The 14268-nt window shown below is 65.3% G+C and carries 12 protein-coding genes; all 12 read right to left on the bottom strand.

All coding sequences use genetic code 11. The features are described 5' to 3' along the window. Nucleotides 1-444 precede the first annotated feature (444 nt). The 12 genes from RT460_RS13615 to rsmG all read right to left on the bottom strand — a co-directional run bounded on the left by RT460_RS13615 (nucleotide 445) and on the right by rsmG (nucleotide 14171). Nucleotides 445-3612: a CusA/CzcA family heavy metal efflux RND transporter gene (locus tag RT460_RS13615; protein ID WP_313319462.1), complete on the bottom strand. Its 3168-nt coding sequence runs from the start codon at nucleotides 3610-3612 to the stop codon at nucleotides 445-447. Between the two features lie 29 nt (nucleotides 3613-3641). Then, nucleotides 3642-4646 carry an efflux RND transporter periplasmic adaptor subunit gene (locus RT460_RS13610; protein ID WP_313319461.1) on the bottom strand — a complete coding sequence of 335 codons (1005 nt, stop codon included), beginning with the start codon at nucleotides 4644-4646 and terminating at the stop codon, nucleotides 3642-3644. Next, nucleotides 4643-5923, bottom strand: coding sequence for a TolC family protein (locus RT460_RS13605; RefSeq protein WP_313319460.1), 1281 nt, complete (start codon nucleotides 5921-5923; stop codon nucleotides 4643-4645). The genes RT460_RS13610 and RT460_RS13605 overlap by 4 nt, the downstream gene beginning before the upstream one ends. Before the next feature lie 54 nt (nucleotides 5924-5977). Beyond that, the gene (locus RT460_RS13600) at nucleotides 5978-6361 is read right to left on the bottom strand and encodes a hypothetical protein (protein WP_313319459.1); all 384 of its coding nucleotides are present in this window, start codon (nucleotides 6359-6361) and stop codon (nucleotides 5978-5980) included. Between the two features lie 450 nt (nucleotides 6362-6811). After that, nucleotides 6812-8596 (bottom strand): DUF885 family protein, encoded by a 1785-nt coding sequence (locus RT460_RS13595; RefSeq protein WP_313319458.1) that lies wholly within the window; start codon nucleotides 8594-8596, stop codon nucleotides 6812-6814. A 110-nt stretch (nucleotides 8597-8706) separates the two neighbouring features. Beyond that, on the bottom strand, nucleotides 8707-9042 hold the full coding sequence (locus RT460_RS13590; protein ID WP_313319457.1) for a lipid-A-disaccharide synthase N-terminal domain-containing protein: 336 nt from the start codon (nucleotides 9040-9042) through the stop codon (nucleotides 8707-8709). A 2-nt stretch (nucleotides 9043-9044) separates the two neighbouring features. Continuing rightward, on the bottom strand, nucleotides 9045-9767 hold the full coding sequence (locus RT460_RS13585; protein ID WP_313319456.1) for a glycosyltransferase family 2 protein: 723 nt from the start codon (nucleotides 9765-9767) through the stop codon (nucleotides 9045-9047). 74 nt (nucleotides 9768-9841) lie between these two features. Next, on the bottom strand, nucleotides 9842-10807 hold the full coding sequence (locus tag RT460_RS13580) for an SDR family NAD(P)-dependent oxidoreductase (protein ID WP_313319455.1): 966 nt from the start codon (nucleotides 10805-10807) through the stop codon (nucleotides 9842-9844). Continuing rightward, nucleotides 10804-11106, bottom strand: a complete 303-nt coding sequence (locus tag RT460_RS13575; protein WP_313319454.1) for a helix-hairpin-helix domain-containing protein — start codon at nucleotides 11104-11106, stop codon at nucleotides 10804-10806. The genes RT460_RS13580 and RT460_RS13575 overlap by 4 nt, the downstream gene beginning before the upstream one ends. Before the next feature lie 34 nt (nucleotides 11107-11140). After that, nucleotides 11141-12055: a ParB/RepB/Spo0J family partition protein gene (locus tag RT460_RS13570; protein WP_313319453.1), complete on the bottom strand. Its 915-nt coding sequence runs from the start codon at nucleotides 12053-12055 to the stop codon at nucleotides 11141-11143. Further along, nucleotides 12055-12852 (bottom strand): ParA family protein, encoded by a 798-nt coding sequence (locus RT460_RS13565; RefSeq protein ID WP_313319452.1) that lies wholly within the window; start codon nucleotides 12850-12852, stop codon nucleotides 12055-12057. Before RT460_RS13565 ends, RT460_RS13570 begins: the two co-directional genes overlap by 1 nt. A gap of 680 nt (nucleotides 12853-13532) precedes the next feature. Next, nucleotides 13533-14171: a 16S rRNA (guanine(527)-N(7))-methyltransferase RsmG gene (gene rsmG / locus RT460_RS13560; protein WP_313319451.1), complete on the bottom strand. Its 639-nt coding sequence runs from the start codon at nucleotides 14169-14171 to the stop codon at nucleotides 13533-13535. Nucleotides 14172-14268 lie beyond the last annotated feature (97 nt).

Here is a 14268-nt window from a genome sequence, read left to right as displayed (position 1 = left end):
CTACGTGGTTCTCGGCTCACCCTGTAGTGCCGAGCCATGCTCGGCAGGGGCCTTACAAGCGCGCCCTCTCCCCAACCCCTCTCCCGTGAAGGGAGAGGGGCTTCAAGCCGACAAGCACCGCAAGCACCGTAGCCCGGGTAAGCGCAGCGCACCCGGGAGCCCTCGCGAAAAACCCCGGGTGCGCTGCGCTTACCCGGGCTACGTGGTTCTCGGCTCACCCTGTAGTGCCGAGCCATGCTCGGCAGGGGCCTTATAAGCGCACCCTCTCCCCACCCCCTCTCCCGTGAAGGGAGAGGGGCTTCAAGCCGACAAGCACCGCAAGCCCCGACCAACGGTTGTAGTGCCGAGCCATGCTCGGCAGAGGCCTTGCAAGCGCGCCCGCTCCCCAACCCCTCTCCCGTGAAGGGAGAGGGGCTTCAAGCCGAGAAGCGGCCCCGATCGGCGCTACTTCCCGTTCCGATGCAGCCAGCGGTACAGCACCGGCAATACCAGCAGGGTCAACAGCGTCGAGGACACGATGCCGCCGATCACCACCGTTGCCAATGGTCGCTGTACTTCCGAGCCGGCGCCCACGTTGAAGGCCATCGGTACGAAGCCCAGCGATGCCACCAGCGCAGTCATCAGCACCGGTCGCAAACGGCCCAGCGCGCCTTCGCGCACGGCCACGTCCAGGCTGCGGCCCTGCTCGCGCAGGTGGCGGATGAAGCTGATCATCACCAGGCCATTGAGCACGGCCACGCCGGACAGCGCGATAAAGCCGACGCCGGCCGAGATCGACAGCGGAATGCCACGCAGCGCCAGCGCCAACACGCCACCGGTCAGTGCCAAAGGCACGCCGCTGAACACGATGCTGGCATCGCGCGCCGAACCGAATGCCCAGAACAGCAGTGCAAAGATCAGCAGCAAGGTCACCGGCACCACCACCGCCAGGCGCTGGCTGGCCGAGATCAGCTGCTCGAAGCTGCCGCCGTACTCCACCCAGTAACCAGCCGGCACCTTCACCTGCGCGTCGATGGCCTGCTGCAACTCACTGACGAAGCCACCGAGGTCGCGATCACGCACGTTGGCGGTGATGACAATGCGGCGCTTGCCGTTATCGCGGTTGATCTGGTTCGGGCCTTCGCTGCTTTCAATCCGCGCCAGCTCACGCAGCGGCACCGTGCGTGCATCACCACTGCGCCAACCGCCGGCGCGACTGGATTCGTCGGCACTGTCCTGGGCCAACGCCGGCTCCAGCGATACCGGCAAATCCGCCAATGCCGCCGGGTCCTGGCGGATGGCTTCAGGCAGGCGCACGACAATGTCGAAACGACGGTCACCTTCGAACAGCTGCCCCGCCACACGCCCGCCCACCGCCGTTGAAACCGTGGATTGCAGTTGGCCCGGATTGAGCCCGTACCCGGCCAACGCCGCGCGATCCGGCGTGACCGTCAGCAGAGGTAGACCACTGGTTTCCTCCAGCCGCACATCGGCTGCACCCGGCACCTTGCTGGCGACCGCGACGATGCGCTGGCCTACCTGCGCCAGCATGTCCATGTCGTCACCAAACAGCATTACCGCCACGTCAGCACGCACGCCGGAGATCAACTCGTTCATGCGCATCTGGATCGGCTGGGTGAACTCGTAGTTGTTGCCCGGCAGTTCCTCCACTGCAGCTTCCAGTTCGGCCAGCAGCTGCGCACGCGGCTTGCGTGGGTCCGGCCATTGCTTGCGCGGCTTCATCATGATGAAGGTGTCGGCCACCGACGGCGGCATCGGATCGGAGGCGACCTCGGGCGTGCCGATCTTGGAAAACACCTTGTCCACTTCCGGCAGCTGCTGCAGGCGAGCCTCCACCTGCTTCTGCATGTTCACCGACTGGCTCAGGCTGGTGCCGGGGATGCGCATGGCATGCATGGCGACATCGCCTTCGTCGAGATTGGGCACGAACTCGCTACCCAGCCGCGTTGCCAACACACCACAGCCGATCACCAACACAAAGGCACCGGCAACTACCCAGCGCCCTCGTCGCATCACCCAGGCCAACAAGGGTTCGTAGCGTGCACGCAACCATGCCATCAAGCGGTTTTCTTTTTCCTCGACACGGCCACCCAGGAACATCGCAATCGCCGCCGGCACGAAGGTCAACGACAGCAGCATCGCGCCGCTGAGCGCCAACACCACAGTGATCGCCATCGGGTGGAACATTTTTCCTTCCACACCGGTCAGCGCGAAGATCGGCAGGTACACCGCGGTGATGATGCCCAGGCCGAACAGGCTGGGGCGGATCACCTCGGCGGTGGCGCTGGCGGTTTCAGCAAAGCGTTCCTCGCGGGTCATTGCGCGGCCCAGCGCATGCGTGCGTTCGCCAAAGCGGCGCAGGCAGTTCTCGATGATGATCACCGCGCCATCGACAATCAGGCCGAAGTCCAGCGCACCCAGGCTCATCAGATTGGCGGAGACACCACCACGCGCCATGCCGGTAAGAGTGAACAACATCGCCAACGGAATCACCGCGGCGGTGATCAGCGCCGCACGGAAGTTACCCAGCAGCAGGAACAACACCACGATCACCAGCAGTGCGCCTTCCAGCAGGTTCTTGGCGACAGTTCCGATGGTGCGATCGACCAGCGCGGTGCGGTCATAGCTGGCGGTGACCGTGACGCCTTCGGGCAGGCTGCGCTGCGCCTGTTCCAGCTTGGCCGCTGCGGCCTGCGCCACCTCGCGGCTGTTGGCACCGACCAGCATCACCACCGTACCCATCACCACTTCGTGGCCGTTCTGGGTGGCGGCACCGCTGCGCAGCTCCGGCCCTTCGCCCACTTCGGCCACATCGTGCACATGGATGGGCACGCCTTCGCGCCGTGCCAGCACTATGTTGCCGATCTCCTCCAGCCCGGCCACCTGCCCCGGCACCCGCACCAGGAACTGCTGGCCGTTGCGTTCGATATAGCCAGCACCGATGTTCTGGTTGTTGCCCTCCACGGCTTCGGCGACATCATCCAGGGTGAAGCCGAGCGCACGCAGCTTGGCCGGATCCGGAGTGATGTGGATCTGCCGCTGGTAACCACCAATGGTATTGACCTCGGTCACACCCGGCACGTTGCGCAGCTGCGGCCGCACCACCCAATCCTGCAAGGTGCGCAGGTCGGTGGCGGTGTATGGCGAACCATCGGGCTTGCGCGCTTTTGGATCTGCGTCGATGGTGTACATGAAGATCTCGCCCAGGCCGGTGGCAATTGGCCCCAGCTGCGGGTCCAGACCTTCCGGCAACTGCGACTTCACCTGCTGCAGGCGTTCGGCTACCTGCTGGCGGGCGAAGTACAGATCGGTGCCGTCCTTGAACACCACGGTCACCTGCGACAGGCCGTAGCGCGACAGCGAGCGCACTTGTTCGAGCCTGGGCAGGCCCGCCATCACTGTTTCCACCGGATAGGTGATGCGCTGCTCGCTCTCCAGGGGCGAATAGCCATCGGCGGCGGTATTGATCTGCACCTGGACGTTGGTGATGTCCGGCGTGGCATCGATGGACAGGCGCGTGAAACTCCAGCTGCCGATCGCGATCAGCGCCAGGGCAAGCACCATCATCATCCAGCGATGGGCGATAGCACTGCGAATGATGCGCTCAAGCATGGCGGCGCCCTCCGCGTTGGCTGCGGCAATCAATGTTCATGCGCGGCCCCCGCCTTGCCCAGATCGGCCTTGATCACATAGCTCTGCTCGACCACGACCTGCTCGCCCACGCGCAGGCCGTCCTTGATCTCGACCTTGCCGGCATCACGCGCGCCAAGCGCTACCGGCCGCGCGGTATAGGTATCGCCATCGCGCACGAACACGACATCGCGGCCTTCCATGGTCTGCAAGGCCGACAAGGGCACAACCACCGCTGCCGGCTGCATCGCCACCACGATGCGCGCTTTCACTGCGGCGCCGGGCCGCCACAGGCCATCGTCGTTGCGCACGCTGGCGCGTGCCACCGTGCTCTGACTCGCCGTGGCGGTGCCAGGCAGTACACGTTCCAGCGTGGTGGTTTGGCTGACGCCGTCGGTCATGCGGGTGACGGTAACGGGCACGCCTGCGGTGATGTGCTGGGTGTCGTTGCCGAAGATATGCAGGTCCACCCACAGCTCGGACAGGTCGCCGATTTCAAACAGCGGCGTGCCCTCGCCCGCCACCGCGCCTACCTGTGCCTGCCGCGACAACACCACGCCACTGATCGGTGCGCTGACGCTGTAGGTGGTCAGGCTGAGGTTGCTGTCGATGCTGGCCAGGGTCTGGCCGGCACTGACGCGATCACCCACATTTGCACGCAGCGAACGGATGGGCCCGGGGAAACGCGCCATCACCTGCGCCACGCGCCCATCCACCGGCGTCAGCAGGCCCTGCACTTCGTGCTCATCGGCGATGGTGCCGCCCTGCGCAGCTGCGCTGCGGATGCCGGATTGTTCGGCCATCGCTGCCTTGATGGTGGTGCTGTCGGCCTCGTTTTCTTCGCCTTCTTCGTGGGCATGGCCGTCTGCATCTCCGCCCTTTTCTTCACCATGCGCATGGCCAGCTTCTTCTGCTGCACCGGCGCCGGCTTCAGCCACCGGCTTTGCACCGCAGCCGACCAGCAACAAGCTCATTGCCAGCACGCCGGCAACTACAACACTCAAAGGACGGCTCATCGTGCGTTCTCCACGGCAACGGTTGCATCGGTGGCCAACATGCCCTGGCCGGTAAGACGCTGGATTTCGATCAGCGCGGTGTGTGCGGCGATGGCCGCATCCAGCTGGCGCTGGCGCGCCTCGATACGCATGGCCTGCAGCTGTGCCCACTCCATGTAGCTGACGGCACCGGCGCGCCATGCACGTTCGGCGGCGCGCTCGGCCTTCTGCAGCTGCGGCAATACATCGGCCTGCATGCGCTGTACTTCCAGGCGCGCGGTGACGTAACGGCCGTGGGCCTCGGCCAGGGTGGCGTAGAGCTGCTGCTGGCGCGCCTGGCGTTGATACGGCAACAGCGCGAGGTCGGCCTCGGCCTCGCGGATTTCCGGCGCGGCGCGACGGGCGCTACCGAGCGGAATACTGAAGCCACCGAGCAGCGAGGTGGCGTTGTCGGCGCGGCTGTTGCGCACCCCGGCCTGCCAGCTCCAATCCGGGCGGCTGCGCGTGCGCACGAGTTGCAGCTGGGCTTCACGGATGCGCTGCTCGCCGAGCAGTTCGGCCAGCTCAGGTGCGCGCTGCAGATCGTCATTGAGCAATGCGAAATCGCGCAGCGCCGGCAGTTGCAGGGCATCGCCACTCACCGCGTTGAAATCAGGCGTACGTGCGCCCCACAACGCGGCCAGCGATAGCCGTGCTGCGCTGGCTTCTTCAGTTGCACGATCGCGGTCCAGTTCGGCCTGCGCCAACATCGCCTGCGCAGTGAACAGCACCGACTCCGGCGAGGCACCGGCCTGCAGCCGCAGGCGCGCGGCATCAACCGCGCGGCGGCGCTGTTCGATATCGGTGTTGGCGATCTGCAGCGCCGATTGCGCCTGCGCTACCGCGAGGTAACGGCGTGCGGTTTCGGCCAGCAGATCGAGCCTGGCGGTGGCACGTTGTGGCGCCAGCGCGTCGATATTGGCCTGGGCCAGCATACGGCGGGCGTCGAGTTTGTCGCCGCGCTCCAGTACACCGGACAGGCTGACCGTCGCTTCGGCACCCTGCACACCACGGGCATCACCGCTGCCGAGCAGGTTTTCCAATTCAACGCCCAACTGCATCGGCGGACGCAGCAGCGCGGCGTCGCGGCGGGCTTCGAGTACGGGACGCTGCGCATCGATCAGGCGCAGGTCGGGGTGGTCAAGTGCAACGCGGACGATGGCATCGTCCAGCGTCAGCGGCACAGCAGACGCCGGCACCTGCGCATACGCGCGCGGCACCAGCGCGAAGGCGACAACAGCCGCCAGGCGCATCCACATGGGTTTCTCCAGATAGCAGGTTCAGACGTGAGGGCCGGCCATGCAGCCGGGACGTCAGACGGCTATCGGGGGACGGAACAGACTTTCGGTCGGGTGCGAGACCGCTTGCGTGCCCAGGCTGACCAGCGCTTGCTGCGCAGGTGGTGATGACAGGCTCCAAACGGGAGTAACGGTCGGCAGGACGCCGCCGTGGCCGTGGCAATCCACGCAATGCACCAGGGCGTGAAGCAGCGCGTTGGCACTGTCTTCGGCATCCGGTGCCATCGCCAGTTTGCTGTCGTCATGCTCGTGCACGCCGGCACCGATATCGGTGTGCGCCAGCATGTGGATATCGGTCAGTGCTGCGGCCAGCGAGGTGCCGAACACGCCAAGGCCGACCAGCGCCAACATCAGCAGGCGTAGCAGGTACAGGCGGCGGTGGCGCAGGGATTGCAGCATTGGGGCAGGTTAGCCGGTGCTGCTTGGGTTACACAATCGCAGAGCGGGTGCGGTGGTTCAGGTGTGCGCTGCTGCTCCTCCCCTTTGGCGCAGCCAAGGGTGAGTTTGGGAGGGGGTGGCTTTGTTTGTTGCGGTTGCACATGCGGTGCTCCCCCTCTCCCCAAGCCCCGCTCCGCGCCCCGGTCCTTGCGCTGGCGCAAGGCCGTTCGAGGGGCAGCGAACCAATGGTTCGCAACCTGCCCCTCTCACCCCGCGAGGGGAGAGGGGCTTTATGCAAAGCTGCAGTTGCGAGCAGTGCTTCAGGCTGCAGAATCCGAGCCCCTCTCCCCTTGCGGGAGAGGGGTTGGGGAGAGGGGCGGCTTTGGCTTTGCCTTATCGCCTGAGATTTCTGCCAAGAGCACCCCTCCCCGACCCTCCCCTGCGCGTTGCGCAAGGGAGGAGACACAGCTCTTACTTCGCCACTTTGCGCTCGGCGATATACGCATTGATCTGCTGCTCCAGCACCGGCAGCGGTACCGAGCCCTGCTTGAGCACGGCGTCATGGAAACCCTTGATGTCGAACTTGTCGCCCAGTTCCTTCTCGGCCTTCTCGCGCAGCTTGACGATGGTGATCTCGCCCAGCTTGTAGCTCAGGGCCTGGCCCGGCCAGGAAATGTAGCGGTCCACTTCGGTGGTCACTTCATGCTCGCTCAGCGCGGTGTGGTCACGCAGGTAGGCAATCGCGCGGTCGCGGTCCCAACCGTAGTGGTGCACGCCGGTGTCGATCACCAGGCGGCAGGCACGCCACATTTCATAGGTCAGGCGGCCGAAGTCTTCATACGGCGTCTGGTAGATGCCCATGTCGATGCCGAGCTTCTCGGTATACAGACCCCAACCTTCGCCGTAGGCCGAAATATAGGCGGTGCGGCGGAACTCGGGCTGGCCGGTCTGCTCGGCGGCAAGTGCCCCCTGCAGGGCGTGGCCGGGGTCGGACTCATGCAGGGTCAGTGCCGGCAGGTTGTACAGCGGGCGCGCCGGCAGGTTGTAGGTGTTGAGCCAGTAGGTGCCCATGCCGCCACGGCCGGCGGTCCAGAACGGGGCGATATCCGGCGGCACCGGCACGATGGTGAAGCGGGCACGCGGCAGGGTCATGAACTTACCGATCACACCGTCCACGCGCTTGGAGATCCACGCCGCACGCCACAGCAGTTCGTCCGGCGTCTTGGCGTAGAACTGCGGGTCGGTGCGCAGGAATTCCAGGAAGTCGGCGAAGCGGGTCTGCTCGCTCTTACCCTTGAAGCCCACCTTGTCGATGATGGCGTTCATCTGCTGCTGGATGCGGTTGACCTCGGACAAACCCTGCGCATGGATCTGCTGCGGGCTCAGGTCCAGGGTGACGTACTCGCGGATCTGCGCCTGGTAGAACTCCTTGCCACCGGGCATGGCTTCGGCCGCCAGGGTGGTGCGCGACTGCGGTACGTACTCTTCGCGATAGAAGGTCAGCAGCTTGCCGAAGGCCGGCACCACGCTGCCGTTGATGGCCTGCTTGGCCTCGGCCTGCAGCTTGGCCTGTTCGGGGGCGGGAATGCTGTTGGGGAGCTTCTTCAACGGCTCGTACAACGGCGACTCGGTCGGGTCCTTCAGTTCGGCCACGGTCGAGATGGACACGTCGCGGCCTTCCAGCACCGCGCGCGGCACGCTGAAACCACGCGCCAGGCCGGCGCGCATATTGACCATCTGCTGATCGAAGTAACGCGGCACATCGTTCAAGCGCGCGATGTAGTTGCGGTAGTCCCGCGCGGTCTTCATCTCGCGTCGGGCCATGAAGCTGAGGTTGGACCAGAACGAGGAGTCCGAGTTGAACGGCATCTCGTAGCTGCGCAGGCGTACCTCTTCGGCCAGGCTTTCAACCTGGTACTTGTAGATGGCGTAGTTGACCTGGTTCTCGGCCGAGAGCTTGGCCGGGTCGATGGCTTCGAGCTGGGCCAGCACGTCGTCCCAGACCTTCAGCCGCGCCTGCTGGGCAGCGGCGCTGACATCCGGCAGCTTGGTGCTGCTGGCCGGCGCGTCGCTGTCCTCGCTGGCTTCGCCGCCACCGGTCTGGCGCCAGGCCCATTCCTTTTCATAGATCGCCTTGAACTGGTCGTCCAGGCCTTGCGTGGCCAGGCTGGCCGGTGCCGAGGGCGCGGCAGCGAAAGCGGGCGTGGCGCTGAGGCCAAGGGTGAGCAGCAGAGCAACGGTCAACGACGATTTCACGGTCAGGATTCCCCAGGTGGTTCAGGTCACCCGGATCATCGCATTGAAGCCGCCACCCGACCTAGACGGATTCGGGCAGCAAACGGCCAGATTTGGGCACAGTCGCCCGCTCAGTGCCCAGCCTTGTCGCGCTGCCAGCCACGGTGCTTGATATCCAGGCGCAGGCTGTACAAGGCGGTGAATGCAGGAAACAGGTTCTGCACCACGCCCACCGCATCCTGCTTGGACGAAAACAGGAAGTAGCTCAGGGTCATCAGGCTGCCCAGCACGCTCATGTACCAGAACAGGCGCGGGATCACCGGCTTGCCGGCGCGGCGCGAGGCCACGAACTGCACCAGCCAGCGCCCGCCGAACATCAGCGCGCCGGTCAGGCCTATCAGCTTCCACGGCGACATGTGCACGCCGGTCCACTCCAGCCAGACCAGCGGTTGATTCATGAACTCCATACTCAGACCTCTTCCACCGCGGTGCGCTTGGAACGGGTGATCAGCCACGCCACACCACGCAGGTCACGGATGCCGACCAGCGCGCGCCCCAGGTTGTTGTACTTGGACACGCCCGCGGTGCGATGGCGATGGTTGACCGGCACGCTCACCGTCTTCCAGCCGGCACGCTGCATCAGCGCCGGCAGGTAACGATGCATGTGGTCGAAGTACGGCAAGTCGAGAAATGCGGCGCGCTCGAACAACTTGATGCCGCAGCCGGTATCCGGGGTGTCATCGCGCAGCATGCGTGCGCGGATGGCGTTGGCCCATTTGCTGGCCCAGCGCTTGCTACCGGAGTCCTGGCGATTGACGCGCCAGCCGGCGAACAGCTTGACCTGCGCTTCGGCATCGTCATGCGCGGCCAGCAGCTTGGGGATATCGGCCGGGTCGTTCTGGCCGTCGCCATCGAGCGTGGCGATCCACGGTGCACGCGCGGCCTTGACGCCGGTGCGCACCGCCGTGCTCTGCCCGCTCTGGTTGACGTGGTGCAACACCCGCAGTTCCGGGTTGGCGGCCTTCAGCGCCTGCAGTACCTGCAGGCTGTCGTCCTTGGAGTTGTCGTCGACGTAGACGATCTCGAAGTCGATCTTGCCGCGCAGGGCGGCGGTGATTTCGTTGACCAGCGGAGTGACATTGTCGCGTTCGTTGAAGACGGGGACGACGACTGAGAGTGCAGGCTGGTTCATGACGCGGTTCCGGTTGCTTTACGTATTCAGGAAGACCGCGCATTTTCCTGTTCGCGTATTAGCGGAACATGAAATCAGACACGCGGCCCGAAATAAGTGCGACACCACTCCACCACCGGCGGCAGGCCAACTTCAATCGGCGTACCCGGCAGGTAGCCGAAGGCGGCCTGCGCGCGCGCGGTATCGGCCATGGTTTCCACCATGTCCCCCGGCTGCATCGGCTTGTACACCTTCTGCGCCGGATGCCCCGCAGCGGCGGCGATCACGTCGATGAAATACTCCAGTTCCACCGGCGTGTGGTTGCCCAGATTGAACACCTGATGCGGCGTGGCCTGGACGGAGGGATGCGACAGCGCACCGAGGATACCGGCGACGATGTCAGAAACATGTGTGAAATCGCGCCGCATGTGGCCGTCGTTGAACACATCGATGCTGCGCCCAGCCAGCACCGCGCGCGAGAACAGCAACGGTGCCATGTCCGGCCGGCCCCAAGGCCCATAGACGGTGAAAAAGCGCAGGCCGGTGGCCTTCAGGCCGTAGAGCTGGGCGTAGGTGTAGGCCATCAACTCGTTGGCGGCCTTGGTGGCTGCGTACAAGGAACGCGGCTGGTCCACGCGCTGGTCTTCGGAGAACGGCGGTGTGGCCGAGTTGCCATACACCGAGCTGCTGGAGGCATAGACCAGGTGTTGCACACCATGATGGCGGCACAGCTCCAGCATGTTGACGAAGCCCACCAGGTTGCTTTCGACATAGGCGTGCGGGTTTTCCAGCGAATAACGCACACCGGCCTGGGCGGCCAGATGGATCACCTGCGTCGGCTGGATTTCATCGAACAGCGCGGCCAGGCCGTCACGGTCGGTGAGGTCCAGCGCGCGGATATCCAACTGCGGGCACAAGGCCGCCACACGATCGCGCTTGAGCTGCGGGTCGTAGTAATCGTTGTAGTTGTCCAACCCCACCACGCGTTCGCCGCGCGCGGCCAGGGCCTGGCAGGTATAGGCGCCGATGAAGCCGGCCGCGCCGGTGACCAATACCGTCATAGCGTCATCGGCTCCTTGGCCAGGGCTTCCTTGCGTTCCTTGCTGTACGCCCACCATGGCTGCGGTGCTTCTCCGCCCATGAAGCGGATAACGGACAGGAACACGTCGATCACGCAGGGGTCATGCACCACGCCGGTCTTCAGGCACAGCTGGGCATACATATCGTAGGCATCACGCCCGCGCAGGTGCGCGGGGACACGGATCCCGATCAGACGGAGATCCTTTTCACAGGCCGGCCCGACATTCGGCAGGTCGGTCAGACGCAATAGATGATTGCGGTCGACCTTGGTGGGGTTCATTGCCTTGCATGCACCTCAGGGGGGAATGGAGACGTCAGCCTTGCTGGCGTGTGCGCAGCCGTTCCAGCACGCCATCGAGCGTGTCCAGATCGGTGTAATGGATGACCAGCTTGCCCTTGCCGCCACGGCCGTGGCTGATCGCCACCTTGGTGCCCAGCGATTCGGACAGCTCGGTTTCCAGCGATGCGATATCGGCCTGCGGCGCGCTCGGCGACGGCTTGGCCTTGCGCGCGCCCGGCACCTTGCCGGCGGCGAACTGCTGCGCACGGTGCTCAACTTCACGCACCGACCAGCCTTGTTCTGCGGCTTCTTCGGCCAGCTTGGTGGCCAGTTCCGGCGCCAGCGTCAGCAGAGCGCGGGCATGGCCCATTTCCAGCCGGCGGGTTTCCAGCAGGATGCGCACGCCGATCGGCAGGTCGATCAGGCGCAGCAGGTTGGACACCGATGCGCGTGAGCGGCCCACGGCCTGCGCGGCTTCGGCATGGGTCAGCGAGAACTCGCTGACCAGGCGCGCCAGCGCTTCGGCTTCTTCCAACGGATTGAGGTCTTCGCGCTGGATGTTCTCGATCAGCGCCATCGCGATGACGGTGCGGTCTTCCAGCTCACGCACCACCACCGGCACTTCGTCCAGCCCGGCCAGGCGCGAGGCGCGCCAACGGCGTTCACCGGCGATGATTTCGTAATTGCCGCCCTCGATCTGGCGCACCAGGATCGGCTGGATGATGCCCTGCGCCTTGATCGACTCGGACAGCTCGGCCAGCTTGGACTCGTCCATGTCGCGGCGCGGCTGGTACTTGCCCGGCTGCAGCTGGTCGATGCGCAGCTTGCGCAGCACTTCGCCGGGTTGCGGCTCGGCCACGGCAGCGACGGTGACCGGGGTTACCGCGCCCTTCGGGCCCAGCAAGGCATCAAGACCGCGGCCAAGGCCGCGCTTTTTTGCTGTGCTCATCAGACAGCCTCCACGGCCCGGGAGGGCTGCTTGCGATCATTGTTGCGGCGGATGATCTCGCCGGCCAGGCCCAGGTAGGCAACGCCACCGCGCGAGCTGCGGTCGTAGCCGACGATGCTCTGGCCATGGCTGGGCGCCTCGGCCAGGCGCACGTTGCGCGGCACGATGGTGCGGAACACACGGTCGCCGAAATAGTCGGTCAGCTGCGCCGACACGGCGTTGGCAAGGTTGTTGCGCACGTCGAACATGGTGCGCAGCACGCCTTCGATTTCCAGCGCCGGGTTCAGGTTGATCTTCAGCGCGTCGATGGTCTCGACCAATGCGCTCAGGCCTTCCAGCGCGTAGTACTCGCACTGCATCGGCACGATCACCGAGTCGGCGGCGGCCAGCGCGTTCAGCGTCAGCAGCGACAGCGCCGGCGGGCAGTCGATCAGGATGTAGTCGTATTCATCGCGGATCGGCGCCAGCGCGCGCTTGAGCCGCTGCTCGCGTTCACCCTGGTCCATCAGCTGGATTTCGGCAGCGGTCAGGTCGATGTTGCCTGGCAGCAGGTCAAAGCCTTCCGGCGTGGCGACACGCACTTCGGCCGCGGTGTTCTCGCCCAGCAGCAGGTCGCAGGTGGACGCTGCGACTTCACGCTTGTCCACGCCACTGCCCATGGTCGCGTTGCCCTGCGAATCCAGGTCGACCAGCAGCACACGTTTTGGTGCGGCGGCAAGGGAAGCAGCCAGATTGACAGCCGTCGTGGTCTTGCCGACGCCGCCTTTCTGGTTGGCGATGGCGATGATGCGAGCCATGCAGGAGAGCCTCGTAGGCGAAGTTGGACTGGTCATTATGGGGGTAGCGGCGCGTTGGCGGAAATCGGTTTCCCGGCGGGAGGCGGCTTTGGGCCACAAATCCTCTCCACTTTGGCCTTGCTTCAGCCCCCTCCCTTTGCCCAAAGGCCAAGGGGAGGGTTGAGGAGGGGTAGCTTTTGGCCTTGGCTGGGAAGGCTCTTGCCGAGCATGGCTCGGCACTACTGCCTTAGCCCCTCTTCCTTTGGGAGAGCGGTTGGGGTGAGGGCGACGTTGGCCGGTAAAGGCCCCTGCCGAGCATGGCTCGGCACTACCGCTTTAGCCCCTCTCCCTTTGGGAGAGGGGTTGGGGTGAGGGCGACGTTGGCCGGTAAAGCCCCTGCCGAGCATGGCTCGGCACTACCGCTTGAGCCCCTCTCCCTTTGGGGGAGGGGTTGGGGTGACGGCGACGTTGGCCGGTAAAGCCCCCTGCCGAGCATGGCTCGGCACTACCGCTTTAGCCCCTCTCCCTTTGGGGGAGGGGTTGGGGTGACGGCGACGTTGGCCGGTAAAGCCCCCTGCCGAGCATGGCTCGGCACTACCGCTTTAGCCCCTCTCCCGTTTGCGGGAGAGGGGTTGGGGTGAGGGCAGCTTTGGCTGATAAAGCCCCTGCCGAGCATGGCTCGGCACTACGCCCCCGCATGCTTACTTCCGTTCCACAACCACCAGATGGCGGTCGCCGACCAAGCCCGGCACCTGCAGCGGGCGCACTTCCAGTACCTGCCAGCCGGCCGGCAACTGGGCGATCTCTTCGTGCGGGTAGACGCCCTTCATCGCCAGCAACTGGCCACCGGGACGCAGCAGGTGGCCACCGACCTCGATGATCCCGGCCAGGGTGTCCATGGCGCGGGCGGTGAGGTTGTCATAGGCGCCCGGTTCGTCCAGTGCCTCAGCCCGGGATTCGGCCACGCGGGCGTTGCCCAGACCCAACTGACGGACGGCCTCGCGCATGAAACGGGCCTTCTTGCCGTTGCTCTCGACCAGGGTGACCTGCAACTGCGGATGGGTGATGGCCAGCGGGATGCCCGGCAGCCCCGGGCCGGTGCCCAGGTCGGCCAGGCTGCCCGTGCTGACGTGCTCGGCCATGGCCAGCGAGTCCAGCAGGTGGCGGGTCACCATCTCGCGCGGGTCGCGGATAGCGGTGAGATTGTAGGTGCGGTTCCAGCGCACCAGCAGGGTCAGGTAGGCCAGCAAGGGCGTGGCCAAGGCGGCATCCAGACCCATGGCCTTCAGGCCCTGGTCGAGGTCGCTGGCGACTTCGCGCGGGAGAGTGGTGTCATTCATGGCGGGGATTATCGCAAAGAGCCAGGAACGAGAGGGTAGGAACCAGGAACGAGACGGAGCAAAGGCAACATCCGCGCCTTCTCTGGTTACTGGCTCC

This window comes from Stenotrophomonas sp. (assembly GCF_032061965.1).
Taxonomy (GTDB): domain Bacteria; phylum Pseudomonadota; class Gammaproteobacteria; order Xanthomonadales; family Xanthomonadaceae; genus Stenotrophomonas.
Note: the sequence above shows the minus strand (reverse complement) of the source record. Positions and strands in the feature narration are given on the sequence as shown.

Bases quoted from the DNA above. Each gene is read 5' to 3' on its own strand.
- RT460_RS13615 (WP_313319462.1), bottom strand. From the start codon at position 3,612: ATGCTTGAGCGCATCATTCGCAGTGCTATCGCCCATCGCTGGATGATG.
- RT460_RS13610 (WP_313319461.1), bottom strand. From the start codon at position 4,646: ATGAGCCGTCCTTTGAGTGTTGTAGTTGCCGGCGTGCTGGCAATGAGC.
- RT460_RS13605 (WP_313319460.1), bottom strand. From the start codon at position 5,923: ATGTGGATGCGCCTGGCGGCTGTTGTCGCCTTCGCGCTGGTGCCGCGC.
- RT460_RS13600 (WP_313319459.1), bottom strand. From the start codon at position 6,361: ATGCTGCAATCCCTGCGCCACCGCCGCCTGTACCTGCTACGCCTGCTG.
- RT460_RS13590 (WP_313319457.1), bottom strand. From the start codon at position 9,042: ATGGAGTTCATGAATCAACCGCTGGTCTGGCTGGAGTGGACCGGCGTG.
- RT460_RS13585 (WP_313319456.1), bottom strand. From the start codon at position 9,767: ATGAACCAGCCTGCACTCTCAGTCGTCGTCCCCGTCTTCAACGAACGC.
- RT460_RS13580 (WP_313319455.1), bottom strand. From the start codon at position 10,807: ATGACGGTATTGGTCACCGGCGCGGCCGGCTTCATCGGCGCCTATACC.
- RT460_RS13575 (WP_313319454.1), bottom strand. From the start codon at position 11,106: ATGAACCCCACCAAGGTCGACCGCAATCATCTATTGCGTCTGACCGAC.
- RT460_RS13570 (WP_313319453.1), bottom strand. From the start codon at position 12,055: ATGAGCACAGCAAAAAAGCGCGGCCTTGGCCGCGGTCTTGATGCCTTG.
- RT460_RS13565 (WP_313319452.1), bottom strand. From the start codon at position 12,852: ATGGCTCGCATCATCGCCATCGCCAACCAGAAAGGCGGCGTCGGCAAG.
- rsmG (WP_313319451.1), bottom strand. From the start codon at position 14,171: ATGAATGACACCACTCTCCCGCGCGAAGTCGCCAGCGACCTCGACCAG.